Annotated in this window: 24 protein-coding genes and 1 pseudogene; 16 read left to right on the top strand and 9 right to left on the bottom strand. The window is 64.3% G+C overall.

What is annotated here, in order from left to right; translation table 11 throughout:
• Positions 1 to 4 precede the first annotated feature (4 nt).
• Genes ACVWYI_RS28685 through ACVWYI_RS28670 form a run of 4 tightly spaced genes read left to right on the top strand, consistent with a single transcriptional unit; the run spans position 5 to position 3,633 of the window.
• Entirely contained in the window at positions 5 to 1,033 is a 1,029-nt protein-coding gene (locus ACVWYI_RS28685; protein ID WP_247443644.1) for a branched-chain amino acid ABC transporter permease, read from the top strand.
• The gene (locus tag ACVWYI_RS28680) at positions 1,030 to 1,785 is read left to right on the top strand and encodes an ABC transporter ATP-binding protein (protein ID WP_456663785.1); all 756 of its coding nucleotides are present in this window, start codon (positions 1,030 to 1,032) and stop codon (positions 1,783 to 1,785) included. The genes ACVWYI_RS28685 and ACVWYI_RS28680 overlap by 4 nt, the downstream gene beginning before the upstream one ends.
• Complete coding sequence (locus tag ACVWYI_RS28675) at positions 1,778 to 2,494, top strand: ABC transporter ATP-binding protein (protein WP_247352147.1); 717 nt, start codon at positions 1,778 to 1,780, stop codon at positions 2,492 to 2,494. Before ACVWYI_RS28680 ends, ACVWYI_RS28675 begins: the two co-directional genes overlap by 8 nt.
• 20 nt (positions 2,495 to 2,514) lie before the next feature.
• Positions 2,515 to 3,633, top strand: a complete 1,119-nt coding sequence (locus ACVWYI_RS28670; protein ID WP_456663784.1) for a cobalamin-independent methionine synthase II family protein — start codon at positions 2,515 to 2,517, stop codon at positions 3,631 to 3,633.
• 173 nt (positions 3,634 to 3,806) lie between these two features.
• On the opposite strand, the gene ACVWYI_RS28665 is transcribed toward ACVWYI_RS28670, so the two are convergent.
• Entirely contained in the window at positions 3,807 to 5,519 is a 1,713-nt protein-coding gene (locus tag ACVWYI_RS28665; RefSeq protein ID WP_456663783.1) for a caspase family protein, read from the bottom strand.
• A 175-nt stretch (positions 5,520 to 5,694) separates the two neighbouring features.
• Between ACVWYI_RS28665 and ACVWYI_RS28660 the strand changes: the two genes are divergently transcribed.
• The 6 genes from ACVWYI_RS28660 (at position 5,695) to ACVWYI_RS28635 (ending at position 13,345) form a co-directional block, all read left to right on the top strand.
• Positions 5,695 to 7,050 (top strand): hypothetical protein, encoded by a 1,356-nt coding sequence (locus ACVWYI_RS28660; RefSeq protein ID WP_247352192.1) that lies wholly within the window; start codon positions 5,695 to 5,697, stop codon positions 7,048 to 7,050.
• Between the two features lie 60 nt (positions 7,051 to 7,110).
• A complete protein-coding gene (gene metK / locus ACVWYI_RS28655; RefSeq protein WP_247352142.1) occupies positions 7,111 to 8,307 on the top strand; it encodes a methionine adenosyltransferase in 1,197 nt (398 codons plus the stop codon).
• 127 nt (positions 8,308 to 8,434) lie between these two features.
• Positions 8,435 to 9,856: an adenosylhomocysteinase gene (ahcY, locus tag ACVWYI_RS28650; protein WP_456663782.1), complete on the top strand. Its 1,422-nt coding sequence runs from the start codon at positions 8,435 to 8,437 to the stop codon at positions 9,854 to 9,856.
• 478 nt (positions 9,857 to 10,334) lie between these two features.
• Positions 10,335 to 10,520 (top strand): hypothetical protein, encoded by a 186-nt coding sequence (locus ACVWYI_RS28645; protein ID WP_456663781.1) that lies wholly within the window; start codon positions 10,335 to 10,337, stop codon positions 10,518 to 10,520.
• A 32-nt stretch (positions 10,521 to 10,552) separates the two neighbouring features.
• Complete coding sequence (ltrA, locus tag ACVWYI_RS28640; RefSeq protein WP_456664584.1) at positions 10,553 to 11,710, top strand: group II intron reverse transcriptase/maturase; 1,158 nt, start codon at positions 10,553 to 10,555, stop codon at positions 11,708 to 11,710.
• Between the two features lie 174 nt (positions 11,711 to 11,884).
• On the top strand, positions 11,885 to 13,345 hold the full coding sequence (locus tag ACVWYI_RS28635) for a flavin-containing monooxygenase (RefSeq protein WP_456663780.1): 1,461 nt from the start codon (positions 11,885 to 11,887) through the stop codon (positions 13,343 to 13,345).
• 18 nt (positions 13,346 to 13,363) lie between these two features.
• On the opposite strand, the gene ACVWYI_RS28630 is transcribed toward ACVWYI_RS28635, so the two are convergent.
• The 3 genes and pseudogenes from ACVWYI_RS28630 to ACVWYI_RS28620 form a co-directional block, all read right to left on the bottom strand.
• Positions 13,364 to 14,605, bottom strand: coding sequence for an MFS transporter (locus tag ACVWYI_RS28630; protein ID WP_456663779.1), 1,242 nt, complete (start codon positions 14,603 to 14,605; stop codon positions 13,364 to 13,366).
• A 55-nt stretch (positions 14,606 to 14,660) separates the two neighbouring features.
• Positions 14,661 to 14,741, bottom strand: a pseudogene (locus ACVWYI_RS28625) (4-oxalocrotonate tautomerase); the annotation flags it as partial.
• 15 nt (positions 14,742 to 14,756) lie between these two features.
• A complete protein-coding gene (locus ACVWYI_RS28620) occupies positions 14,757 to 15,467 on the bottom strand; it encodes an SDR family NAD(P)-dependent oxidoreductase (RefSeq protein ID WP_247352131.1) in 711 nt (236 codons plus the stop codon).
• Between the two features lie 213 nt (positions 15,468 to 15,680).
• Here ACVWYI_RS28620 and ACVWYI_RS28615 point away from each other — a divergent pair, with 213 nt between their 5' ends.
• The 3 genes from ACVWYI_RS28615 (at position 15,681) to ACVWYI_RS28605 (ending at position 17,969) form a co-directional block, all read left to right on the top strand.
• Complete coding sequence (locus ACVWYI_RS28615) at positions 15,681 to 16,604, top strand: LysR family transcriptional regulator (protein ID WP_456663778.1); 924 nt, start codon at positions 15,681 to 15,683, stop codon at positions 16,602 to 16,604.
• A 145-nt stretch (positions 16,605 to 16,749) separates the two neighbouring features.
• Entirely contained in the window at positions 16,750 to 16,905 is a 156-nt protein-coding gene (locus ACVWYI_RS28610; RefSeq protein WP_247352127.1) for a hypothetical protein, read from the top strand.
• 134 nt (positions 16,906 to 17,039) lie between these two features.
• Positions 17,040 to 17,969, top strand: coding sequence for an aspartyl/asparaginyl beta-hydroxylase domain-containing protein (locus ACVWYI_RS28605; protein ID WP_456663777.1), 930 nt, complete (start codon positions 17,040 to 17,042; stop codon positions 17,967 to 17,969).
• A gap of 41 nt (positions 17,970 to 18,010) precedes the next feature.
• Here the strand turns inward: ACVWYI_RS28605 and ACVWYI_RS28600 are convergent, their stop codons facing one another.
• Positions 18,011 to 18,553 (bottom strand): periplasmic heavy metal sensor, encoded by a 543-nt coding sequence (locus ACVWYI_RS28600; RefSeq protein ID WP_456663776.1) that lies wholly within the window; start codon positions 18,551 to 18,553, stop codon positions 18,011 to 18,013.
• A gap of 128 nt (positions 18,554 to 18,681) precedes the next feature.
• Here ACVWYI_RS28600 and ACVWYI_RS28595 point away from each other — a divergent pair, with 128 nt between their 5' ends.
• Positions 18,682 to 19,140 carry a YybH family protein gene (locus ACVWYI_RS28595; RefSeq protein WP_456663775.1) on the top strand — a complete coding sequence of 153 codons (459 nt, stop codon included), beginning with the start codon at positions 18,682 to 18,684 and terminating at the stop codon, positions 19,138 to 19,140.
• A 78-nt stretch (positions 19,141 to 19,218) separates the two neighbouring features.
• On the opposite strand, the gene ACVWYI_RS28590 is transcribed toward ACVWYI_RS28595, so the two are convergent.
• The 3 genes from ACVWYI_RS28590 to galE form a co-directional block, all read right to left on the bottom strand.
• Positions 19,219 to 19,920 carry a fumarylacetoacetate hydrolase family protein gene (locus tag ACVWYI_RS28590; protein ID WP_027566820.1) on the bottom strand — a complete coding sequence of 234 codons (702 nt, stop codon included), beginning with the start codon at positions 19,918 to 19,920 and terminating at the stop codon, positions 19,219 to 19,221.
• Between the two features lie 35 nt (positions 19,921 to 19,955).
• The gene (locus tag ACVWYI_RS28585) at positions 19,956 to 21,758 is read right to left on the bottom strand and encodes an ABC transporter ATP-binding protein (RefSeq protein WP_456663774.1); all 1,803 of its coding nucleotides are present in this window, start codon (positions 21,756 to 21,758) and stop codon (positions 19,956 to 19,958) included.
• Between the two features lie 119 nt (positions 21,759 to 21,877).
• On the bottom strand, positions 21,878 to 22,891 hold the full coding sequence (gene galE / locus ACVWYI_RS28580; RefSeq protein ID WP_456663773.1) for a UDP-glucose 4-epimerase GalE: 1,014 nt from the start codon (positions 22,889 to 22,891) through the stop codon (positions 21,878 to 21,880).
• A gap of 126 nt (positions 22,892 to 23,017) precedes the next feature.
• Between galE and ACVWYI_RS28575 the strand changes: the two genes are divergently transcribed.
• Entirely contained in the window at positions 23,018 to 24,055 is a 1,038-nt protein-coding gene (locus ACVWYI_RS28575) for a glycosyltransferase family 4 protein (RefSeq protein ID WP_456663772.1), read from the top strand.
• Positions 24,056 to 24,232: 177 nt separating this feature from the next.
• Here the strand turns inward: ACVWYI_RS28575 and waaF are convergent, their stop codons facing one another.
• A complete protein-coding gene (waaF, locus tag ACVWYI_RS28570) occupies positions 24,233 to 25,303 on the bottom strand; it encodes a lipopolysaccharide heptosyltransferase II (RefSeq protein ID WP_456663771.1) in 1,071 nt (356 codons plus the stop codon).
• Between the two features lie 176 nt (positions 25,304 to 25,479).
• Here waaF and rfaD point away from each other — a divergent pair, with 176 nt between their 5' ends.
• Positions 25,480 to 26,460, top strand: a complete 981-nt coding sequence (gene rfaD, locus ACVWYI_RS28565) for an ADP-glyceromanno-heptose 6-epimerase (RefSeq protein ID WP_456663770.1) — start codon at positions 25,480 to 25,482, stop codon at positions 26,458 to 26,460.

Genomic DNA, 26,460 nt, shown 5'->3' with positions numbered 1-26,460 from the left:
GCCGATGAGCGCCTCCTCCGACGTCGGCTATCACGCCCAGCGCCAGGCACGCTGGCACTATGGCGAGGCCGCTTTCTGGCTGATCGTGCTGGCCTGCGGCTTCGCATTTCCCACGCGCTATTTGATCATGACCGACATCCTGAGGCTGGCGCTGTTTGCGATGTCGCTCGACCTCGTCCTCGGCTACGCCGGCATCGTCTCGCTCGGCCATGCCGCCTTCTTCGGCGTTGGCGCCTATGCGGCGGGGCTTCTTGCGCTGCACGGGATCGTCAACGAGCCCGTGCTTGCGCTTGTCGTCGCCGGCCTTGTCGCGATGGTGCTCGGCTTTGCCACCAGCTTCCTGGTGATCCGCGGCGTCGACCTGACGCGGCTGATGGTGACGCTCGGCATCGCGCTGCTGCTTGAGGCGCTGGCCGAACGCTTCTCCAACATCACCGGCGGCACCGATGGGCTGCAAGGCATCGAGATGCAGCCGATCTTCGGCGAAATCCCGTTCGACATGTTCGGCAAGACCGGATTTTTCTATTCGCTCGCCGTTCTGTTCCTGTTGTTCCTGTTCGCCCGCCGCGTCGTGCATTCCCCGTTCGGCCTGTCATTGCGGGCGATCAAGAACAATCCGTTGCGCGCTGCCGCCATCGGCATCCCCGTCAACCGCCGCCTGATCGCGATCTACACGCTCGCGGCGTTCTATGCCGGCATCGCCGGCGCGCTGTTCACCCAGACCACCGCGATCGCCTCGCTCGATGTGTTCGCCTTCGAGCGCTCGGCGGACCTGATGCTGGTGCTCGTGATCGGCGGCACCGGCTATCTTTATGGCGGGCTGGTTGGCGCGGTGCTGTTCCGCATGCTCCAGGAGTTGTTCTCCACCATCACCCCGCAATACTGGCAGTTCTGGATCGGCCTGGTGCTGGTCGTGATCGTCCTGATCGGCCGTCAGCGCCTGCATCGCTGGGTGCTGTATTTGCCGAACCTGGTCATCAAACAGATTGCCGGGCGCAAGGCCGTGGTTGCCGTGCCGGAGAGCGACGCATGACCATCGCGCTCGAAACCCAAAATCTCGAAAAGCAGTTCGGCGGGCTGCGCGTCACCCGCGACTTGTCGCTAAAAATCGAACAAGGCGCCCGCCACGCGCTGATCGGTCCGAACGGCGCCGGCAAGACCACGGTCATCAACCAGCTCACCGGCGTGCTCAAGCCGAACTCTGGCCGCATTCTGCTTGAAGGCCAGGACATCACCGATATTCCCGTGCACAAGCGCGTGTTGCGCGGCCTGTCGCGCACCTTCCAGATCAACCAGCTCTATCCCGACCTGACGCCGCTCGAGACCATCGGTCTCGCGGTTTCCGAGCGCCTCGGCCATGGCGGCGACTGGTGGCGGCGGATGGGCACGCGCAGCGACGTCAACGGCGAGATCGCCGACCTCCTGACGCGCTTCCATCTGCGCGACGTCATGAACGAACAGACCGTGACGCTGCCTTACGGCAAGCAGCGCCTGCTCGAGATCGCGGTCGCGATCGCGGGCAAGCCGCGCGTGCTGCTGCTGGACGAGCCTGCCGCCGGCGTGCCCGAGAGCGAGCGCCACGACATTCTCGCCGTCGTAGGCAGCCTGCCGCGCGACGTCACCGTGCTCCTGATCGAGCACGACATGGACCTTGTCTTCTCCTTTGCCGACCGCATCTCGGTGCTGGTCTCGGGCGCGCTGCTCACCGAAGGCCCGCCCGAGCAGGTCGCGCGCGACCCGCAGGTCAAGGCGGTCTATCTCGGCGAGGAGGCGGTCAATGTCTGACCTGCTCGCGATCGACTCGCTTCGCGCCGGCTACGGCGAGGCGGTGGTGCTGCCGAACATGTCCCTGCGTCTCGCCGAGGGCCAGGTGCTGGCGCTGTTGGGGCGCAACGGCACCGGCAAGACCACGCTGATCAATTCGATCGTCGGCGTGACCCGGCGCTTCTCCGGCACTGTCGAGCTGGCCGGCGCTGACGTCACGACCTTGCGGCCCGACCAGCGGGCGCGCGCCGGCATCGGCTGGGTGCCGCAGGAGCGCAATATCTTTCGCTCGCTCACGGTAGAAGAAAACATGACCGCGGTGGCCCAGCCCGGTTCCTGGACCGTCGAGAGGGTCTACGAGATGTTCCCGCGGCTGAAGGAGCGGCGGAGCAATTTTGGCAACCAGCTCTCCGGTGGCGAGCAGCAGATGCTGGCGATTGGCCGCGCACTGACCCTCAATCCGAAGGTCCTTCTCCTGGACGAGCCGACCGAGGGCCTTGCCCCCATCATCGTCGAGGAGCTGTTAAAGGCGATCGGCGCCATCACCCGGGCGGGCGGCATCTGCTCGATCATCGTCGAGCAGAATGCCCAAAAGATTCTGGGGCTGGCCGACCGCGTTGTGATATTGGAGCGCGGAACGATCGTCCACGACGCTCCGAGCGCCGCGCTGAAGGCCGACCCGTCGGTGCTGGAGCGCCACCTCGGCGTCGCAGGGGCGGCGGCCCACTAGAAATTCGGGAGAGACAAGAAATGCAGCGAACCAAAGCCCCCTTCCGCGCCGACGAGGTCGGCAGCCTTCTGCGTCCTGCCAAGATCAAGGAAGCCCGCGCCAGGCTGGAGAAGGGGGAGATCTCGGCCGACGATCTGCGCAAGATCGAGGACATGGAGATCGAGAAGGTCGTGCACAAGCAGGCCTCGGTCGGCCTGAAGCTCGCAACCGACGGCGAATTCCGCCGCTCCTGGTGGCATTTCGACTTCCTGGCCAAGCTCACCGGCTGCGAAATGTTCCACCCCGACACGGGCATCCAGTTCGCGGGCGTCGAGACGCGGCACGACGCGGTGCGGGTGATCGGCAAGCTCGACTTTCCCGATGACCACCTGATGCTGGATCACTTCCGCTTCCTGAAGAAGGTCGCCGACCAGGCCCACGTCACCGCCAAGATGACGATCCCGTCGCCGGCGGTGCTGCACTTCCGCGGCGGCCGCAAGGCGATCTCCAAGGACGTCTATCCCGATCTCGACGCCTTCTACGAGGACCTCGGCAAGACCTACCGCAAGGCCGTGAAGGCGTTCTACGACGCCGGCTGCCGCTATCTCCAGTTCGACGACACCGTGTGGGCCTATCTCTGCTCGCAGGACGAATTGCAGAAGGCGCGCGAGCGCGGCGACAATCCCGAGGGTCTCCAGCAGATCTATGCGCGCATCATCAACTACGCGCTGGCCGAGAAGCCGGCCGACATGGTGGTAACGACCCATGTCTGCCGCGGCAATTTCCGCTCGACCTGGATTTCTTCAGGCGGCTACGAGCCCGTGGCCGAGACCATGCTCGCCGGCACAAATTACGACGGTTACTTCCTGGAATACGACAGCGACCGCGCCGGTGGCTTCGAGCCGCTGCGCTTCCTGCCCAAGGGCAACAAGGTCGTCGTGGTCGGCGTCATCACCTCGAAATTCGGCGAGCTCGAAAACAAGGACGCCATCAAGCGCCGTCTGGAGGAAGCCGCCAAGTTCGTGCCGCTTGAGCAGCTTGCGCTCTCCCCACAGTGCGGTTTTGCGTCGACGGAAGAGGGCAACGTCCTCTCCGAAGAAGAGCAGTGGGCCAAGCTCGGCCTTGCGGTGGAGATCGCAAAGGAAGTGTGGGGCAACTGACAGGCTGGTGCGACGCTCGCCTCGCTCGTGTCCCGGACGCGCTGCAACGCTTTAGCGTTGCTGCACAGAGCCGGGACCCAGAAGGCCACGAACCGCATCGCGGAGACATGGGCCCCGGCTCTGCAGCGCACCGCTGAAGAGGCGCTGCGCTGCGTCCGGGGCACGAGAATATCTCACTTCTCCGCCAGATAAACCTCGCCCAGCAGGGACGAGTTCGACCACGGCACCTGCTTGTTCTTCGTGCTCGAGACAACCTCGGCCCGCACCCGCGTCAGCATCTGCTGCACTTCCAGGCCGGGCGTGCCGAGATGGCGGGAGAGCGCGGCGGAGAACGGCGAGTTGGCGCCTTCGCCGTCGAGCGCGACCTGGCCCGGTGCGGTGGCGAAGGCGATCAGCGTGCCCGCGCCGAGCGTCGCGCCGGTCCCCAGGCTGGTTGGCGCTGCGAGGCCCGACGCACTTTCGATAGCGCGGTTGGTGCCGGCCGATGCGACCCGTTGTGCCATCGGATTATTGCGGCAGGCATCGAAGATCAGAATGTTGGTGCGGACCTGGTCGTCGAGGCCGGCCATGATCGTGTCCATGTCGATCATCGCGTCCGTCATGCTCGTGCCCGGCTTGAGTTCGACGTCGACCGGAATGAGATAGTTGCGACCGTCGACCTGCACGCCGTGGCCCGCATAGTAGACCACCACGACTTGCGCCCGCGCCGCCTCCCGCAAAAAGTCGCGCGTCATCCTCTGCATCGTTGCGCGGTCGAGATCGACGCCTTCCGACACGGTGAAGCCGATGTCGCGCAGGCTCTTCGCGACGGCGCGTGCGTCGTTGGGCGGATTGGGCAGCGCCTTGACATGCGCATAGGCGCCGTTGCCGATGATCAGCGCCATGCGCGTGCCGCGAGCGGCCGGAGCAGGTGAGGGGGCTGTGTTCGTTTGCTGAGGAGCCGGTGCCTGTGCCGGCTGCGTCACTGCCGACGGAGCATCGCGCGGGATCGGCACGCTCGCGTCAGTGACCAGCGACAGCCGCACCTTTGCGGTGGCCTGGTTGGCCTTGCTGCCGGCATCGGATGCCATGATCGCCAGCGTCGCCTTGTAGTCGTCCCGCGCGTGCGCGTAGTCGCCCTTTGCCTCATAGGCGAGCGCGCGATGGGTGTAGCCCGAGATCAGCACGCTGTTCGGCGGCGTCATGATGTTGACGGGCGGCTTTTCCTTCGCGAGCCGGATCGCTTCGCTGCCGTCGGCTATCGCGCGACCGTAATCGCCTCTGACACGCCAGATGGCGGTCCGGTTGATCAGCGGCTGCGGCAGCGTCGGATCGAGCCGGATCGCCTGGTTGATATCGGCGAGCGCGCCGTCGAGGTCACCGAGCGCCTCCTTGGAGATGCCGCGGTTCTGGTACGAGAATGCCGATTTTGGATTGGCCTTGATCGACATGTCGTAGTCGGCGATCGCCTTGGCGTAATCGCCTTTGCCGCGCCAGGCATTGCCGCGATTGTGGAAGATGGTGCCATCAGGCGGGCCGAGCTTCAGCGCATCGTCGAAATCGGCGACCGCGATCTCGTAGTCGCCTTTGTCGTAATACGCCGAGCCGCGCAGGTTGTAGACTGCCTGGTTCGGCTGGAGCCGGATCGCTTCCGTGGCGTCAGTGATGACCTTGGCGTAATCGCCCTTCTTGTTCCAGCCCACCGCGCGCCAGAAGTAGACCGTCGCGAGCTGCTCGCCTTTGAACACCTTCAGCGCAATGATCCTGGTGCAGGCGTCGATCATCTGGTCCGCCGGCGTGGTGTCGGTGGTGCAGAGCGGCCCAAGCTGGTTGCGCGCCTGCGCGAACGCGGGCGCCGACCACAGGGTTGCGGCGAGCAGGCAGAGTGCGACGAGCAGGCGACGCATTGGCGGTGGTCCTGTTGAGGAGAGGCGTCTGTTTGTTGCCCGGCGGGGCGCCGTGGTTCACGGCCTCGCCGTTGTGCACGCGGCAAACTGAGGGCGGCTCGATCTCCTATTCCCTCGGTGGGCAGATTTTGCTAGGAGGCAATACCCAACCCTTCTGCCCACCGCGTCCCACTCCATGAAGAACGACGAAATCCTGAGCCAAATCACCGAGTTCTGCCGTAAGGCGGACATGGCGGAGTCGACGTTCGGCCGGCGCGCGGTGAACGATGGGAAGCTCGTGCACCGCTTGCGCGAGGGCAAGCGCATCACCATCGACACGCTGGACCGGATCCAGGCCTACATGGCCGCATCGATGGCCGGCGGCGTGCCGCCCCCGCGGGGGCTTCAGGTGCCGCCGGAAAAACGCGATCCGCGCGGCAATTTCCGCTTTTTCGAGAACCGCCAGAAATACCTGCTGTTCGTCCACACTTGCAGTGAGAAGCGGGTGGTCGCCGAGCGCGTCGCGCTGGAGCTTGCCAGCATCCATCCGCGGCCCCCGGCGCTGCGCGTGTTCGACGCCGGCGTGGGCGACGGCACGGTGCTGGCGCGCGTGCTGCGCTCGATGCATCAGCGCTTTCCGCACATGCCGTTCTACGTCGCCGGCAAGGAGCTCAGCCTCGAAGACCTCCGCCTGACGCTGGAGAAGGTGCCGGATCGCATTTTCGAGCATCCGGCGTCGGTGTTCGTCTTTACCAACATGTTCTACTCCGAGGCGCCCTGGCTCACGCCGGCATCGCCCGCGGCGGCCGCCGCGACGGTCTGGCACGAGGTTCCCCTGCGGGGGGCTTCCTCGGGCGAGTTCGAAACCCAGATCGCGGAGCTGAAGCCGTTTTTGGAGCAGAATTGGCGCGCGGCGGTCAGCCCGCGCACGGGCATGCCGCTATATGAGCGGCCCGTCGTGCTGGTGCTTTACCGGGAAGACCAGCGGTTTCTGCTCGATTCGACCATTCCGCGGCCAGGGCAGACCGAGGCAAATTTCGACCTCGTTATTGCATCCCAGCCATACCGCGCGCTGTCCTCGGTCAATTTTCGGGCAAAACGGATTATTGCGCCCCTGGCCCGGGCCTTGCGGGCAGGCGGCCGCCTGATCGGAATTCACTCCCACGGCCAGGATCCGGGCATGGAAATGATCCAGGCGATCTGGCCCGGAGAAAATCCTTTCTCAGTGAGCCGTCATGAGCTATTGCGCGCAGTGAAGTACGAGCTCGGCTCGGTGGGCCGCGACTTAAATTTTAATGCTTATGCGGATAACCGCTCGATCTTCAGGTATGATATGGAAGCTCTGCCCAACGAGGTGACAGGCACTATCGGCACCTCGACGGCCTTTGCAGCGTGGAATGCGGCAGTGTACGTCGCTCAGATCGAGGACGACCGGTTGACAGAAATGACTCAAAACGGCCGCACTCTCGATGCCGCTAGGGACGTGCTGCGAAAGTACAATGGGCTCTGGTTTCTCGACGAATCCTACGTCATCTCGCGCCGGCGTGATTGACATCATCCAAAGCTAAATATCGCAACGTCCGCCAGCTAGCGGCGGAACAAGGGGTTACTGATGCGCGCGTCCTATCTCTTCACCAGCGAGTCCGTGTCCGAAGGCCATCCGGACAAGGTGTGCGACCGGATCTCCGACGAGATCGTCGATCTGTTCTACCGCGAGGGACCGAAAGCAGGCATCGATCCCTGGCAAATTCGTGCCGCCTGCGAAACGCTCGCGACCACCAACAAGGTCGTGATCGCCGGCGAGACCCGCGGTCCCGCATCCGTCACCAACGAGCAGATCGAAGGCGTCGTCCGCGCCGCGATCAAGGACATCGGCTACGAGCAGGACGGCTTCCACTGGAACACCGCTGATATCGAGATCCTCTTGCATCCGCAATCCGCCGACATCGCGCAGGGCGTCGATGCGCTGCAGCCGGGCGAGGTCAAGGAAGAGGGCGCGGGCGACCAGGGCATCATGTTCGGCTACGCCACCAACGAGACGCCCGATCTGATGCCGGCGCCGATCTTCTACGCCCACAAGATCCTCCGCCTCATCTCCGAAGCGCGCCACTCCGGCCGCGAGAAGGTGCTGGGCCCTGACTCCAAGAGCCAGGTCACCGTGCAGTACGAGAACGGCAAGCCGGTCGGCGTGCGCGAGATCGTGGTGTCGCATCAGCATCTCGTCGAGGACATCTCGTCCAAGCAAATTCGCGACATCGTCGAGCCCTACGTGCGCGAGGCGCTGCCGAAGGATTGGATCACGGCGAAGACCATCTGGCACATCAACCCGACCGGCAAGTTCTACATCGGCGGTCCCGACGGCGATTCCGGCCTGACCGGCCGCAAGATCATCGTCGACACCTACGGTGGTGCGGCCCCGCACGGCGGCGGCGCGTTCTCCGGCAAGGATCCGACCAAGGTCGACCGCTCCGCGGCTTACGCTGCCCGCTACGTTGCCAAGAACATCGTCGCGGCCGGTCTCGCCGATCGCTGCACGCTGCAGCTCGCTTACGCCATCGGCGTGGCGCGCCCGCTGTCGATCTACATCGACACCCACGGCACCGGTAAGGTGTCGGAAGACCAGCTCGAGAAGGCCGCTGCCAAGGCGATGGATCTCACCCCGCGCGGCATCCGCAGCCATCTCGATCTCAACCGCCCGATCTATGCGCGCACCTCCGCCTACGGCCATTTCGGCCGCACGCCCGACAACGAGGGCGGCTTCTCCTGGGAGAAGACCGATCTCGTCGAAGCGCTCAAGCGCGCCGTCTGATCACCGACGTCATTTCCGGGGCGCCGCGACAGCGGCGAACCCGGAACCTTATCCATCGTATCGAGATTCCGGGTTCGTCTCTTCGAGGGCGACCCGGAATGACCAATTCAACAACAGGACCTCCGCTATGAATGCGAAGCCCGGCTTCACCGACTACGTCGTCAAGGACATTTCGCTCGCCGATTTCGGCCGCAAGGAACTCTCGCTGGCCGAGACAGAGATGCCCGGCCTGATGGCCACGCGCGAAGAATACGGCCCGAAGCAGCCGCTGAAGGGCGCACGCATCGCCGGCTCGCTGCATATGACGATCCAGACTGGCGTGCTGATCGAGACGCTGGCCGCACTCGGCGCCGACATCCGCTGGGTCTCCTGCAACATCTATTCGACGCAAGACCACGCCGCGGCTGCGATCGCGGCCGCCGGCATTCCGGTGTTCGCGGTCAAGGGCGAGAGTCTTACCGAATACTGGGACTACACCGCCAAGCTGTTCGACTGGCACGGCGGCGGTCACCCGAACATGATCCTCGACGACGGCGGCGACGCCACCATGTACGTCCATCTCGGTTTGCGCGCCGAGAACGGCGACACCAAGTTCCTGGACAACCCGGGTTCGGAAGAAGAGGAAGTATTCTTCGCGCTTCTGAAGAAGCAGCTCAAGGAAAAGCCAAAGGGCTACTTCGCCGGGATCGCCAAGAGCATCAAGGGCGTTTCCGAAGAAACCACCACGGGCGTGCATCGTCTCTATGACATGCAGAAGGCGGGCACACTGCTGTGGCCTGCCATCAACGTCAACGACAGCGTCACCAAGTCGAAGTTCGACAACCTCTATGGCTGTCGTGAATCGCTGGTCGACGGTATCCGTCGCGGCACCGACGTGATGATGTCGGGCAAGGTCGCGATGGTCGCGGGCTTCGGCGACGTCGGCAAGGGTTCGGCCGCTTCGCTGCGCCAGGCCGGCTGCCGCGTGCTGGTCTCGGAAGTCGATCCGATCTGCGCGCTCCAGGCTGCGATGGAAGGCTACGAAGTCGTGACCATGGAAGACGCCGCCCCGCGCGCCGACATCTTCGTCACCGCGACCGGCAACAAGGACATCATTACCATCGAGCACATGCGCGCGATGAAGGATCGCGCCATCGTCTGCAACATCGGCCACTTCGACAACGAGATCCAAATCGCGGGCCTGCGCAACTTGAAGTGGACCAACGTCAAGCCGCAGGTCGACGAGATCGAATTCCCCGACAAGCACCGCATCATCATGCTGTCGGAAGGCCGCCTGGTGAATCTCGGCAACGCCATGGGCCATCCCTCGTTCGTGATGTCGGCCTCCTTCACCAACCAGACGCTGGCGCAGATCGAGCTTTTCGCCAACAACAAGGACGGCAAGTACAAGAAGGAAGTCTACGTGCTGCCGAAGTCGCTCGACGAAAAGGTCGCGCGCCTGCACCTCGCCAAGATCGGCGTCAAGCTCACCGAACTGCGCAAGGACCAGGCCGACTACATCGGCGTGAAGCAGGAAGGTCCGTACAAGTCGGACCACTATCGGTACTGAGGCGCTGATCGTATCGATCATCGACGCAAAGCCCCGGAGCGATCCGGGGCTTTTTTGTTGTGTGCCGAGTATGAACGACAGCTTGGAGGTGGAAGTCCTCTATCCAGCCTGATGGCGGCGAAGGATTAGCGAAGCGCAAGGGCGTCATCGTGAGGTGGGGTCTGAAGACAGCGTGGAGCAAAGCCGCGGCCCGATGGACAAGCACCGGATAACGAGGCCTACCCGGCCGGACGAGCGAGCAACTGATCGCGAAGTCCACAGTCATCAAGGACCGGGGTGGTAAATCCGGCGGGGGTGCGGTGAAGGCGGTCGGTCTTACCTCGGGAGGTCTGTGCTGTGTCCCGGCAACGGGACTGAGGCCGTCGCAAGGCGGCCTGACCGCAGTGCAGAAGTCAGCCGAGGGCATAGTAGGCGGCGGCGCGCTGCCGAAGGCCTGAACGGTGGAAGAGGCCAGTAGAGCGGTAATCTCGTGCGAGCCATGCGGCAGAAGAAACAGATCGAACTGAACTTGGGCACCGGAGCGAGGGGTGAAGCCCCGAAGGCCGCCGCCCAAGAGGCCGAAGCACGTGCGGCGAAAGCCAGTCTCGAACGCCCGGCGGTCGCAGGGCCGTTGATGGAAGCAGTGGTCGAGCGTGAGAATCTGAAGGAAGCGTTGGCCGAGTGAAGCGCAATAAAGGTGCGGCAGGCATCGACGGCATGTCCGTTGATGAGCTGCCGACCTACCTGAAGGAGCACTGGCCCACGATCCGAGCCCAGTTGCTGGAGGGCACCTACAAGCCGCAACCGGTACGACGCGTCGAGATACCGAAGGCATCGGGCGGCACTCGGCCGCTCGGCATCCCCACGGTGCTCGATCGCTTCATCCAACAGGCGGTACTGCAGGTGCTGCAGGCGGATTGGGACGGAACGTTCTCCGGAACGAGCTTCGGCTTCCGGCCGAAGCACTCGGCGCATCAGGCTGTGGAACAGGCGCAGGCGTACATCGCGTCCGGCCACGGCTTTGTCGTGGACATCGACCTGGAGAAGTTCTTCGACCGGGTCAACCACGACATCCTGATGGGGCTGGTTGCCAAGCGGGTTGCTGACAAGCGCCTCCTGAAGCTGATCCGCGGCTTTCTGACCGCGGGCGTGCTGGAAGGGGGACTGGTCAGCGCGACGGAGGAAGGTACGCCGCAAGGCGGCCCGCTCTCGCCGCTGTTGTCGAACCTGATGCTGGATGTGCTGGACAAGGAGCTGGAGAAGCGCGGCCACCGCTTCGTGCGCTACGCCGATGATTGCAACATCTATGTGCGCAGTCGAAAGGCCGGCGAGCGGGTGATGGCCGGCATCGAGAAGTTCCTCGAAAAGCGCCTCAAGCTGAAGGTCAACAAGGCCAAGAGCGCGGTTGCCAAGCCGAGCGTCCGCAAGTTCCTGGGCTTCAGCTTCACAGGCGGGAAGGAGCCGCGGCGGCGTATCGCACCGCAGGCGATTACCCGCTTCAAAGCGAGAGTCCGGGAGCTGACGCGACGCACGTGCGGACGAAGCCTCGAACAGATCGCCAAGGAGCTGTCCACTTACCTTGTCGGCTGGCGCGGATACTTCGGCTTCTGCCAAACCCCGTCGGTGTTGAGCGCACTCGATCAGTGGATCAGGCGGCGGTTGCGCGCCATCGCCTGGAAGCAGTGGAAGCGTGGTCGCACTCGCTTTGCCGAACTGCGACGCCGTGGTGTCGGCCGGGATCTGGCGGCTCAAACTGCCGGCAGCCCACATGGCCCTTGGCGGTTGGCGGCGAGCCCTGCGCTTAACATTGCCTTGCAAACTGTCTTCTTCAGGTCACTCGGCTTGGCTTCCATCGCGGCTCCGAGACCCGCATAATCCACCGAACCGCCGTATACGGACCCGTACGTACGGTGGTGTGGGAGGGGCGACGCCGCGAGGCGTCCCCCTATCCCGATTTGAGCGCGACGCACGTGTCTCCTCGCGGTTGTGTCAGGGCCGATTTGACGCGCGATCATCTCGGTCAGACAATCCTTGGCGGCGGAGGAAACCATGGCCCAAGACCATTTCGATGTGCTGATCGTCGGCGCCGGCCTCTCCGGCATCGGCGCGGGCTATCATCTTCAGACCAAATGCCCGGGCAAGAGCTACGTCATCCTCGAGGGGCGCGACTGCATCGGCGGCACCTGGGACCTGTTCCGCTATCCCGGCGTTCGCTCCGACAGCGACATGTTCACGCTCGGCTATTCCTTCAAGCCGTGGACCGATCCGAAGGCGATCGCCGACGGGTCGCAGATCCTGAATTATGTGCGCGAGACCGCAGCCGAGAACGGCATCGAAAAGCACATTCGCTTCCGCCATCGTGTCAAGCGTGCGGCGTGGTCGACGAGTGAGGCGCGCTGGACGATCGAGGTTGAGCGCATCACGGGCGAGGGCGCGACCGAAACCGTGCGCTTCACCTGCAATTTTCTGTTCATGTGCTCGGGCTATTACAAATACGAGGCGGGCTACACGCCGGAGTTTTCGGGCGTCGCGGATTTCGACGGCCGCATCGTGCATCCGCAGAAATGGACCGACGACATCGACTGCGCGGGCAAGCGCGTCGTCGTGATCGGCTCGGGCGCGACTGCGGTGACGCTGGTGCCGGAGCTCGCCAAGACGGCTGCGCGGGTCACGATGCTCCAGCGCTCGCCGACCTATGTGGTGTCGCGTCCGGCGCAGGATCCCGTCGCCAACAAATTGCGCCGCAATCTGCCGACGCGCCTTGCCTATCATCTGATCCGATGGCGCAACGTGATGTGGGGGATGTTCTTCTTCCAGCTCAGTCGCCGCCGCCCGGCGAAAGTGAAGGCGCTGGTTCTCAAGGGCGTACAGATGGCCCTCGGCTCCGACTATGACGTCGCGACCCATTTCACGCCGCGCTACAATCCCTGGGACCAGCGGCTCTGCCTCGTGCCGGATGGCGATCTGTTCAAGGCGATCCGCGAGCAGCGCGCCTCCGTGGTCACCAAAGAGATCGACACGTTCACGCACGACGGCATCCGCCTGAAGGACGGCAGCGAGCTTGCGGCCGACATCGTCGTGACCGCGACGGGGCTGGTGCTCCAAGTCGTCGGCGGTCTCGACATCAGTGTCGACGGCCGCGCCGTCGATTTCGCCGATACGCTGACCTACAAGGGCATGATGTACGCCGACGTGCCGAACATGGCTTCGGCGTTCGGTTACACCAACGCATCATGGACGCTGAAATGCGACCTCACCTGCGAATATGTCTGCCGGCTCATCAATTACATGGACCGGCACAATTTCCGGCAGTGCATGCCGCATAACGACGACCCGGAGATCACCGCGCAGCCGTCGCTCGATTTCACCTCCGGTTACGTGCAGCGCTCGGTCGCGAAGATGCCGAAGCAGGGCTCGAAGCAGCCGTGGCGGCTCTACCAGAACTATGCGTTCGACATCGTCTCCTTGCGGTTCGGCCGGATCGACGACGGCGTGATGCGGTATTCCTGATCGCGCCGCCGCCAGCTTCTATGCCTTGCGCGTGGTGAGCGCGAGGGCGAGATCGATCGCAAGAGCCATCACCGCGGCGCCGCCGCCGAGTGCGAACAGAACCAGATAGTCGCCGCCGGTCTGCGCGTAGATCCAGGAGAAGCCATAGGCCGCCGCCGCCTGGAACAGCGCAAAGCTGGTCGTGGCGTGGCTCCACGTCGCGCGCTGTTGCTCGGTAGAGTGTGGGACCAGCTCATGGATGCGTCCGAGCACCAGCGGCACGATCCCCGGCGTGAAGCCGCCGACCACCACGCTCGACACGATCAGCGAGAGAGGTGCGGTACTGACCGTCGGGAGCAGCACGGCGGCTGCTTCGATCAGGAAGGCGGCGCGCAGCGCTGGGCCGAAGCCCGACCGGTCGCCGAGATGGCCGGTGACCAGCGGGCCGACGATTGCGCCGAGGCCGTACAGCACCCAGTAGCGCGAGCCGGCCGCGATGCCCTGGCCGAGGCGGCGCGCGACGAAATCGACGATGAAGACCATGTGCGGCACCAGAGCCACCGCGTTGAGGCCGTATTGGACCAGCAGGGCGCGGACAGCGGGCGAAGCATGGTCGTGCTTCGCATGATGCGAAGGCGCCGCATCGGCCTTGGCCTCAGTGGGCCAGCTCCACCAGCTCACAAGCGTGAGCAGGCCGGATAGCGCACCAAGCCCATACCAGCTCTGCTGCAGGCCCAGTTGCAGCAGCAGCGGCACCAGCGAGCCCGACGCTGCGATGCCGAGCCCGACGCCCGCAAAGATCACGCCGCCGACGATGCCGCGCCGCGCGGTCGAAGTGTGCGGCAGAATGACGGAGGCCGCCAGCACCATGATGATTCCTCCGGTGAGGCCGGACAGGAAGCGCCAGGCAAAGAACCAGGTGAACGACACCGGCGTCGAACTCGCAAAGAATGAGAGGGTGGCAAGCAGCATCATCGCGCGCAGGGCAGGCACCGCACCGATGCGGGTAGCCACAGCCCGCGCCGCGAGCGCGCCCGCGAGATAGCCGGCCAAATTCGCCGCACCGAGATAAACAACATCAGACGCGCTGAACCACTTTGCGGCGATCAGCGCCGGGATCAGCGGTGTGTAGGAAAAGCGGGCGAGGCCAAGTCCGACCAGCGACGCCGACAATCCCGCCCCGGCATATCGCCAGGTTTGCTGCGGGGGCGATCTTAGGTCTGATCCCGGCTGCTGATGCGGCCGGGTCTTGTGCTCGGTATCTGCATTGAGCTCGGTCATGTCATCCTCTTGTGCACGACGGCGCGTGGTTCATCCTGTCCGGGTGGCGCGGCGACGCCGCCTTCTCCTCCGCGGTGAGCGACGCCGCTCCCGGCGTCGTTCCCTCCCGAGTCACTTGAATGGTGACGATGGTCATTCGGTTCTCCTCTGCTCAGTGACCGGCGCTCTGGCCGCCGTCGACATGCAGGATCTCGCCGGTGACGAAGCTCGCCTGCTCGAGATAGAGCACGGCATCGACGATGTCGGACGTCTCGCCCATGTGGCCCACCGGGTGCAGCGCGCCGAGTTGCGCGTGCGTCGCCACGGGGTGCATCGTCGACTTGATGATGCCGGGCGACACCGCGTTCACGCGAATACCGCGCTTGGCATATTCGATCGCCAGCGACTTCGTCGCGGCGTTCAGCCCGCCCTTGCTCAGCGAGGCCAGCACCGAGGGCACGTTCGAATTGGCCTGATCGGCGAGCGTGGTCGTGATCTGGACAACGTGGCCAGAACCCTGCTTCTCCATCTCGGCGATGGCAAGCTGCGTGATGTGGAAGAACCCTGCGACATTGGTCCCGATCACCGCCGCGTAGTCCTCCGCCGTATACTGCGTGAACGGCTTCGCGACGAAGATGCCGGCATTGTTGACGAGCGTGTCGACGCGGCCGAAGCGGGCGATGGCTTGCGAGACCACGCGTTCGGCGGTGCTCCGGTCGGCGATGTCGCCGCGAATAGCAAGGACATCATCGTCGCCCGATGGCTTGATGGAGCGCGCGGTTGCGACGACGCGATAGTTCCGATCGCGAAAACCCCGGACCAGTGCGGCGCCGATGCCTTGCGATGCTCCGGTGATGATGGCGACCTTCTGCTCGATACCCATGACGGGCTCCTGTTGTTGGCTTGAGAACCTGCGCCAGCAGCGGCTGGCTTGCCCGCTGAGGTACGCCGCGATGGCCCGGCTGCGAATACGCGCTGTCCGGCAGACACTCTTTCGCGGCGCGAACGAATGCCGGACCGGCGGTCGGCGATGCTTGTCGCGACGGGAGCGAACGCCTAGTTTGCAGTCGGATTCTGATGGGCCGGCGGGAAACGTATGGATCGTCTGGATGCGATGAAGGTGTTCGTCCTTGCCGTGGACGAGGGCAGCCTCGCGGCCGCAGGGCGCAAGCTCGGCCGCTCGCCAGCGGCGGTGAGCCGCGCCATCGCCTTTCTGGAGGAACGCGTCGGTGCCGAGCTGCTGCACCGGACGACGCGATCAATCAAGCTGAGCGAGGAGGGCGAGCGCTATGTCGCGATCTGCCGCCGCGTGCTGACCGAGCTGGAGGAGGCCGACGACATCGCGGCCGGTCCGCGCACGGCCCCCCGCGGCCTGCTCACGATCACCGCCCCTGTGGTGTCGGGCGAGATGGTGCTGCGGCCGATCCTCGATGCGTTTCTCGACGCCTATCCCACGGTGACGGCAAAACTCCTGCTGTTCGACCGCGCGGTCAATCTGATCGAGGAGGGTGTCGATGTCGCGCTTCGCATCGGTCCTCTCGCGGATTCGGCTATGGTCGCGATGCGGGTCGGCGAGATCAGCCGCGTCGTGGTGGCATCACCGCGCTATCTGAAGCAGCACCCGCGCATCGCCGAGCCCGGCGATCTCGCCAAGCATCAGGTCGTCGCGATGGCGCACCTTCCCAATTCCTGGACTTTTGCGCCGCAGGCCGGCTCTTCGGTAGCCCGGACGGTCCAGTTCACGCCGCGGCTCGCCGTCAACAGCACCTATGCGGCGGTGGCGTCCGCCGTCGCCGGGCGTGGCGTGGCGCGGATGTATTCGTACCAGGTAGCCGAGCAGGTCGCGCGCGGCGAATTAGAGATCGTGCTGGCCGGCGACGAAGATCCGGAGATGCCCGCGCATTTGATCTGCCCGCAGGGCCGGCTCTCGGTGCCCAAAGTGCGAGCCTTCACCGACTTTGCCGCGCCCCGGCTGAAGAAGCACTTTGCGCAACTGAAGAAGAGCATCAAGGCGCGTTGAACGGCTGCGCGCTCGGCAATGCGTTGTTTCGCGTATTCGGTCACCCCGGTGAATCGGCGATGCTGGCCGAACGGTTAACGCCGGATTAACCGCGGAGTCCTAGCCTGTCTCGGCCGGGGTTACTTGCAAGGCCGAGGTGAGCCCAATGGAAGCCCAGAAGATCGCGGTCGACGCCGTCGTCGCGTTGACCGATTGCGACCGCGACGCCGTCATCGCCTTCATCCGCCGGCTCTATCTCGCCGGCGTAACCGATCCCAAGCGCCTGACCTTCAAGGGTCTCCAGGCGCTGTCGCGGCTCTGATTCGGCTCGTTTCAGCCTCAAGTCACCCGTCCTTACTCTCTCGAGCGTGATTGCAACCCACCGGTGAATATCTTGCCGGTCGGGCGGTGTCGGGGTAGATCACGTCCCCGGCTGGATCACTGGGGGAACGGGAGATGCTGAAACAGCTTTTTGCACCGCAGCTCGTCATACTCTATGTGCTGGCGGCGTCGACGATCTACATTCATTTTCGCGGCAAGCACCGGCTGCGCTTTGCGCGCCAGCTCGGCGATCACTCCACCTATCTTTCGCCCTACAACGTGCTGATGTATGCGGGATCGGCGGTGCCGAACAGGCCGGTGATCCCGGTCGATCAGTTTCCCGAGCTCAAGCCGCTCAGCGAGAATTGGGAGACCATTCGCGACGAGGCCGTTCGCCTGTTCGACGAAGGCTTCATTCGCGCAGCGGCGAAGAACAACGATTGGGGTTTCTACTCGTTCTTCAAGAGCGGCTGGAAGCGGTTTTACCTGAAATGGTACGACGACTTTCTACCCTCGGCGCGCACGCTGTGCCCGAAGACGGTGGAGCTGCTCAACTCTATCCCGAGCGTGCATGGCGCGATGTTCGCGATGCTGCCGCCGGGCGGCAAGCTCGGCGCCCACCGCGATCCCTTCGCCGGCTCGCTGCGCTACCACCTCGGCCTCGTCACGCCGAACTCGAACAAGTGCCGGATCCTGGTCGACGGCGTCGAATGCGTCTGGCGCGACGGCGAGGCCTTCATGTTCGACGAGACCTTCATCCACAGCGCGGAGAATGAGACCGACGTCAACCGCATCATCCTGTTCTGCGACGTCGAGCGTCCGATGAAGTACGGCTTCATGACCGCGATCAACCGCTGGGTCAGCCATCACATCGTCAAGGCGTCGGCGACGCAGAACGTCGACGGCGAGGATGTCGGTGTGCTCAACAAGCTGTTCGGCAAGCTCTACGAGATCCACCTTGCGAGCCGCAAGGTCAAGCAATGGAATCGCAACGTCTACTACACGGTGAAATACTCGCTGACGGCGCTGATCCTCGGCCTCATCGTGATGTCGGCATTGCGGTGATCGCTTATGCATGGGGTGGCGAAGCAAACCACAAGCATTTTCTAGTGATGGTGCTTGTGTCCTTCGGAGCTATCAGGGCGCTGGTAACCTCGCAGCTCCGCGTATCGCTGCATTTGGCTCTGATCGAGCAAGGCGGTTGTCGACAGATGATATTTGAGGTGGCTTTCGCGGAGCAGTGCCTGGGTTTCCGAAATAGCAACGAGGGTCGCCTTGAGTGACTCCGGGGTCACGACGCGGGCAGAGAAGAGCCGGTCCAACTCCGTTTCCTGCTCGACAAGCTTGTTACCCAGCGGGACCGCCTCTTGCTTCATGGCATCGAAGAGGCGCTGAACCTGGATGCGCTGATCCGCGGTCAAGTCAAGCCGATCACCGAACTCAAGAACATGGCTCGGACCGGGATATCCGTTGAGTTCGGCGGCAAGCGCCAGGCCCATGCCACGACCGGTTCGAAGATCGTCGACCTGCTGGTGCGACAGCGCCTTGATGGGGCGCTGCTCAAGGCCAGCATAGGGCTGACTGGACTGCGCGCTGGCAACGTTGCACGAGACGATAAGTGTGGCCGCAAGCAGGATAAGGCGTCTCATGAGTCTGGCTCCATGAAATTGGCCCGGTTCGTCGATCGATCTCCACCGGTGCTCTCCACATATCTTGCTGGACGGTTCGCCCCATGGCAACAGGATTGCCTGATGAGCTGTCAAACATGGAGCAGGCAATGGCCCCGTTGCCAGTTGCGAACACTGATCTGGTGCAATTCTTCCGCGAGTGGCTAAATACGTTCGCAGGCTACGTCCGCGAGGTCGACTATGCTTCGGCGCGGCCGCTCTTCCATCCGGATGTGCTGGCCTTCGGCACGCATAACGATGTCATTCCCGGCCTCGACCAGTGGGTCACCACGCAATGGGACAACGTCTGGCCGAAGACGGCCGACTTCCGCTTCGTCCTGGAGCAGACAGCGTTCCTGGCATCCCCAGACGGCGCGATGGCGACGGTGGTCGCGCCGTGGACGAGCACGGGTTATCATCTCGATGGCAGCCCGTTTCCGCGCCCCGGCCGGGCCACGATGGTGTTTTCAAGAGACGGCGATGGTTGGCTGTGCGTGCATTCCCACATGTCGCTCAATCGCGGTGTGCCGCAGGCAAGCCACGCTGATCGGCCGGTGAAGGCCTGGTAGATCGGCATCGTCCGCCATCGAAATGCAAAAGGCCCCGGACATGTCCGGGGCCTTGTTATTTGTGCGACGCCGCGCGCCTTACTCCGGCTGGCCGATCGACACCTTCAGCGTGCCGACGCCATCGACGCCGCATTCGAGTTTGTCGCCGGGCTGGAGCTGCGACACGCCGGCCGGTGTGCCCGTCATGATGATGTCGCCGGCGGCGAGCTTCACCTGCTGCGAGAGCTGCCAGATGATCTCAGGCACGTTCCAGATCAGCTCGGTGAGGTCTCCCTTCTGCGCTTCCTTGCCGTTGACCGTGAGCCAGATCTTGCCCTTGGCGGGATGGCCGATCTTCGATGCCGGCTGCACCGCGGAGCAGGGCGCCGAATAGTCGAACGACTTGCCGATCTCCCACGGACGCTCCTTCTTGCGCGAGGCAATCTGGAGGTCGCGGCGGGTGAGATCGATGCCGACGGCGTAGCCGTAGACATGGTCGAGCGCCTTGTCGGCGGGGATATTGAGGCCGCCGCTCTTCATCGCGACGATCAGCTCGACCTCGTGATGGAGATCCTTGGTCAGCGGCGGATAGGGAATGGTGGCGCCGTCAGGCACCAGCATGTCGGCGTGCTTGGCGAAGAAGAACGGCGGGGCGCGCTCGTCGTTGCCCATCTCGCGGATGTGCTCGAGATAGTTGCGGCCGACACACCAGATGCGGCGCACGGGATAACGGCCGCTTTCCCCGACGACGGGAAGCGAAGCCTGGGTCGGAAGTGGGATGACGTAGGAGGCGGCGTTCATGAAGCGGTCTCGCTGCTCTTGGGGTAAAACGAACTCTATGCGGTTGCGCTGATCGGCGCCAGAGCGCCGGCGTCGTGATGTTGCAGGCGGAAGAACGAAGCGTAGCGTCCGCCGCGGCGGAGCAGCTCGTCATGCCGACCCTGCTCGACGATCTCGCCGCCCTCGACCACCAGGATCGCATCCGCGTGCATGATAGTGTGCAGGCGGTGCGCGATCACGATGGTGGTGCGGTTCCGGCAGAGATGCTCGATCGCCTCCTGCACTTGCCGCTCGGACTCGGAATCCAGCGCGGCCGTGGCTTCGTCGAGCAGGATGATCGGCGCGTTCTTGATCAGCGCGCGCGCCACCGCGATGCGCTGACGCTGGCCGCCGGACAGCTGCGTGCCGTGCTCGCCGACCGGCGTGTCGTAGCCGAGCGGGAAGCTCATGATGAAATCATGTGCGCAGGCCGCCTTGGCAGCATCGATGATTTGTTCTTCGGTCGCACCAGACCGGCCGAAGGCGATGTTGCTGCGGATGGTGTCGCGGAACAGATAGACGTCCTGGCCGACATAGGCGGTCTGTGCGCGAAGCGATTTGCGCGAGATCGAGCCGATCGACTGCCCGTCGATCACGATGTCGCCTTGGGTCACCTCGTAGAAGCGCAGCAGCAGCGCCAGCACGGTCGACTTGCCGCCGCCGGAGGGGCCGACCAATGCGGTGACCTTGCCGGGCTCGGCAACGAAACTCATGCGGTTGAGAACGGTCTCGCCAGTCCGGTAAGAGAAGCTGACGTCGTTGAGCTCGATGCGTGCATCCGACAGTTTCAGTGCCGGCTTGTCGTCGTCAGAGTGCTCGCTCGCGGGGCTGTCGACGACTTCGAGCAGCATGCGGGCGCCGACGAGCTGGCTGTTGAGGTCGATGTTGAGCCGCGCCAGCCGCTTGGCTGGCTCGGTCGCCATCAGGAACGCGGTCATGAACGAGAAGAACGCGCCGGGCGTGGCGTTGAGCGCGACCACGCTATAGCCGCCATAAAGCAGGCAGCCGGCGACCGCGAAGCCGCCGAGCATCTCCATCAGCGGGTTGGAGCGGTTGGCGACGCGGGCCATCTTGTTGGCGTTGCGCTCGACGATCGCGATGTTCTCGTCGATGCGGTTCTGCATGGCGTCTTCGAGCGTGAACGCCTTCACTGTGCGGATGCCTTGCAGCGATTCCTGCATCGTCTCCAGGATGTCGGCGGTGCCGGTGAACTGGTTATAGGCGAGGCCCTTGATGCGCTTGACCAGCTTGCGCAGCACCAGCATCGCCGGCGGCACCACGACAAGGCCGATGAACGACATCACCGGGTCCTGCCACACCATCACGCCGATCATGGCGAGCAGCATCATGAGGTCGCGCCCGACGGCGTTGACCAGCATGTTGAGGACATCGGTGATGGACTTTGCGCCGGCCGTCAGCCGCGCCAAAAATTCCGATGAATGCCGCTCGGAGAAGAATCCGACGCTCTCGCGCATCAGCTTGGCGAACAGCTGGCGCTGGTTGGTGGCGAGGATGGCGTTGGAGATCTTGGTGAGGATCACCATGTGGCCGTAAGTCGCCACGCCCTTGATGAAGAGCAGGATTACGGTGATGCCCGAGAACATCGCGATGCCCGGGATGTTCTTGTCGACATAGGCCTGGTTGATGACCTGGCCGAGCACGTAGGTCGCGCCCGCGGTCGATCCGGCGGCAAGCGCCATCAGCGCGAAGGCGACGAGGTAACGCCGCCAGTAGATGACCCCTTGTTCCGTGACAAGGCGGCGAACGAGGACCGCTGCCGCATAGGGATCGTCGGTGATTTTCTTTGGAAACTGGGCCATCCGTAGTCCATTGACGGCACAGGAAAAAAGCCTGCCCGCGCGTCAGGGATCGAACGGCCTCTGTGCCCGCTAAAGCCGCGCTTTTCAAGCCCAATTAAGGACTTGCGCCCGGATGGAATCTAGGCCGAGGCGGCGTGGCGGAGCTCGCCGTGGCGCTCGCGGAACAGCTTGTCCTCCCATGCCAGCGCGTGCGCGGCGATGGTCTCGAGGTCGTCGTATTGCGGCTTCCAGTCGAGCAGGCCGCGGATGCGGCTGGTGTCGGCGACCATGGTCATGATGTCGCCGGACCGGCGCGGGGCGTATTGCACGGCGAAGCTGCGGCCGGATACCCGGCGCACCGCGTCGATGGTTTCCAGCACGGAATAGCCGCGGCCATAGCCGCAATTCAGCGTCGTCGAGGCGCCGCCGTTGCGCAAATAGGCGAGCGCCGAGCGATGCGCCTGCGACAGGTCCGTGACGTGGATGAAGTCGCGAATGCAGCTGCCGTCCTGGGTCGGATAGTCGGTGCCGAACACGTCGATCTTGGCACGCTGACCGGTCGCGGCTTCCACTGCGATCTTGAGCAGATGCGTAGCACCGACGGTTGCGAGGCCGATGCGGGCCTGCGGATCGGCACCCGCAACGTTGAAGTAGCGCAAGGTCGCGTATTGCATGCCGTAGGCGGCGGCAACGTCGTGCAGCATGATCTCGGTCATCAGCTTCGACGAGCCGTAGGGCGACAGCGGCCGCGTCGGCGCGTGTTCGGGCACCGGTACCAGGTCCGGATTGCCGTAGACGGCGGCGGTCGAGGAGAAGATGAAGCGGTTGATGCCGCGCTTGACTGCGACGTTGAGCAGGTTGCGGGCGGTCATGAAATTGTTGCGGTAATAGCCGAGCGGATCGCGCATCGAATCCGGCACGACCACCGAGCCCGCGAAATGGATGATGCTCTCGATATTGTGCTGGGCGATCACGCCTTCGAGCAGGTTCTCGTCGCCGGCATCGCCAATGAACAGCGGCACGCCTTCGGGCAGATACGCGGAGAAACCGGTGGAGAGATCGTCGATCACGACGACGTCCTCGCCGGCTTCCGCCAGCGCCAGAACCGTGTGACTTCCGATATAGCCGGCGCCGCCGGTGACTAGCACAGTCATGGTCTCACCCGTCTTCGATCAACGCTGCAAGTTAACGTCTGCGTGGTGAAGAGGGGGTATCGGCGCGGCTGAACTGGTCACTATGCTTAATGTTGCGTATAGGGGGCCAACGAAGCGGAGCATGACGTGGCGAATTCCCCGAGCGATCTCGAAGTGATCGTGCCAAATCTGCACAGGCGCTATTCCGGGGTCACCGCGACCAACCGGATGGTGGCGCCGCGGCTGGCAAAGCTGTTTCGCGCAGGCTGGTTCGGCTCCGACGCGCCGGAGGGGATCGCGCGACTGAGCAGTGCCGATCTCCTGAAATTGTGGCGCCGCAAGCAGCCCTTGATCTGGCATGCGCGGCGCAACAACGAGATGATCGCGGGCGTCGTGCTGCGCGCGCTCGGCTGGCCGCTCAAGCTCGTCTTCACCTCAGCGGCACAGCGGCACCATAGCTGGATCACGCGCTGGCTGATCCGGCGCATGGACGCGATCATCGCGACCTCAGATCTCTCGGCCTCGTTCCTGAAAGTGCAGGCGACGGTGATCCCGCATGGCGTCGACACCGACGTCTATGCGCTGCCGCTTGATCGCGCCGCCGCGTTCGCGGAAGCTGCGCTGCCGGGCCGCTATGCGATCGGCTGCTTCGGCCGCGTGCGCGCGCAGAAGGGCACTGATTTGTTTGTCGATGCGATGTGCCGCTTGCTGCCGCGCTATCCGGATTTCACCGCTGTCATCGTCGGACAGGTCACGCCCGAGCAAACTGTTTTTGCAAACGACCTCAAGAAGCGGATCGAGGCCGCCGGCCTGCAATCGCGCATCGTCATCACCGGCGAGCTGCCCATCGAACACGTGCAGCGCTGGTACCAGCGGCTGACGATCTACGCCTTCACCTCACGCAACGAAGGCTTCGGTTTGACGCTGATCGAGGCGATGGCAGCCGGCAGCGCGCTGGTCGCCGCGCGCGCCGGCGCGGCCGAGCTCGTGGTCGAGGATGGCGTGACCGGTGTGCTGATCCCGACCGGTGACGCGGATGCGCTGGCGGCAGCGCTGGAGCCGCTGATGGGCGATGTGGCCACCGCGATCGCTATGGGTGAGCGCGGGCGGGCACGGGTGCTCGAACGATTCAGCCTCGATGCCGAAGCGGTGCGGATCGGCGAGGTCTATCGGCGGCTGCTCTGAGCCTGCGCTTTCGTGACCGCAAACAAAAAACGCGAAAACAACCCCATGCACAGTAGCCGGGGACAGCGAAATCAATGGCTTGGCGGCGGGTCGATGTTCTGCTGATTTTACGAAATCGATTTGACGCGTCGGGCAAAACACTGGCAGGATGTCATCATCGGCGCAGCCCCAATGGCCTCAAGTCGTAACGCGCCCCCCAGCCTCACCCAGCACCCGCTCCGCAATCGCCACCACCTCGCTCCCCGCGATATCCCGCATGCAGCGGTGGTCGTTCATCTTGCAGATCGTGCTCTGGCAGGGCTGGCACGACAGCACGCTCTTGTCCTGGACCACCGTCGCGGCGAGGCCGTTGAGGGGGGCCCAGAGGTAGGGGCTGGTCGGGCCGAAGATGCCCATGGTCGGCGTGCCCAGGGCGGCTGCGATGTGCATCAGCCCGGAATCGTTGGAGATTGCGACGCCGGCCGCGGCCATGGCCAGCACGCCGTTGCGCAGATCGTTGCCGGCGAGGTCCCGGACCCCCGGGCCGCCGGCCGCGACGATCTCCTGGGCCAAGCCCTTTTCCCCTGGGCCGCCGACCACCCAGACCTCAAGGCCGCGCTCGGCCAGCAAGCGGGCGGCCTCGGGATAGTAGGTCCAGCGCTTTGAGGCGCCGACCGAGCCGGGGGCGAGCGCCACCGCGGCGCCAGCGCTCAGGCCATTGGCCTGCCGCCAGCGGACGATTTCCTCAGCCGGGACCCGCAATTGCGGCACCGGCCATTCGGGGGGCAGGGGGGCGCCATCGGGCTGGGCGAGGGCGGCGTTCTTGTCGATGAAGCGGGGCAGCTTCTTTTCGCCCCAGCGCCAGCGGTTGAGCAGGCCGAACCGGAATTCGCCGACGAAGCCGACCCTTTCCGGAATCCCGGCCAAAGCGGGCGCGATGGCGGCCTTCCAGGTCCGGGGCAGCACCAGGGCGGTGCCGTAGTTCCGCTCCCGCAGGAGCTTCGCCAAGCCGAGCTGGCGGCCCACGGCGAGTTGGCTGCGCGGCAGGTCCCAGACGACGCCCTCGCGCACGCCGGGCATGTAGTCGACCAGAGGAGCGCACAGGGATGTCGTCAGGAGATCAATCGGCCGGTTCGGCCAGCGCTCCTTCAGGACCCGCACCACGGTGTGATTCCGGACGAAATCGCCGATCCACATGTACGGGACGATCAGGATCGGGCGTGTGTCGCTCCGATCTGTGTCTCCGCCAAATTGCGAATCTTTGTTCATTCGTTATATTGGACCGTGGGTTCGCTGATGTGGCGGTTCGGTTAGCCGCTCCGGGCCGGCAGGTAAAGCCGGCAGGAGCGGCAATCCCAAAACCGCTTACACTTTGGCGGATCATGCGCTAGGGCAAGACCGGGCCGCAAAACTTCGGGCAAGCGAAATCTGGCGGGGAAGTTGGAATGTTGCTGGTGACCGGCGGGGCCGGTTTTATCGGATCGAATGTCGTCGCCGCGCTGAATGAGGCCGGCCATAGCGACGTCGTGGTTTGTGATTTCCTCGGCAACGACGGCAAATGGCGCAATCTCGCCAAGCGGCAGCTTGTGGATATCGTGCCGCCGGCTGAGCTGCCGGACTGGCTGAAGGGCCGCAAGCTCGATGCCGTGATCCATCTCGGGGCGATTTCCGCGACCACCGCGACCGACGGCGACCTCGTATTCCAGACCAACTTCCGCCTGTCGATGCGCCTCCTGGACTGGTGCACGGCGAATGCGGTGCCGTTGATCTACGCCTCCTCGGCGGCGACCTATGGCGATGGCGAGGCAGGATTTGACGACGACAGCTCTGTGCCTGCGCTGAAAAAACTGCGGCCGATGAATCTCTACGGCTGGAGCAAGCACCTGTTCGATCTCGCCGTCGCCGAGCGCGCAGCGAACGGCGAGAAGCTGCCGCCGCAATGGGCCGGCCTGAAATTCTTCAACGTGTTCGGCCCCAACGAATACCACAAGGGCTCGATGATGAGCGTGCTGGCGCGCCGCTTCGACGACGTCAAAGCGGGCCGCGTCGTGCAATTGTTCAAGTCGCATCGCGAGGGCATCGCCGACGGCGATCAGCGCCGCGATTTCATCTATGTCGACGACGTCGTGCGCGTCGTCATGTGGCTGCTGGCGACGCCGTCGGTGTCCGGCATCTTCAACGTCGGCACCGGCAAGGCACGCAGCTTCAGGGATCTGATGCTCGCGGCCTATTCCGCGCTCGGCGCGAGGCCCAACATCGAATATATCGACATGCCCGAGCAGATCCGCGGCAGCTACCAGTACTTCACCCAGAGCGAGGTCGATCGCCTCCATTGCGCCGGCTATAATGGTGGTTTCACGACGCTCGAGGACGCGGTGAAGGCCTATGTCGGGGATTACCTCGACCGGCCCGACCGCTTCCGCTGA

Source organism: Bradyrhizobium sp. LB13.1, assembly GCF_054056815.1.
This window is presented reverse-complemented; position numbering and strand designations above follow the sequence as displayed.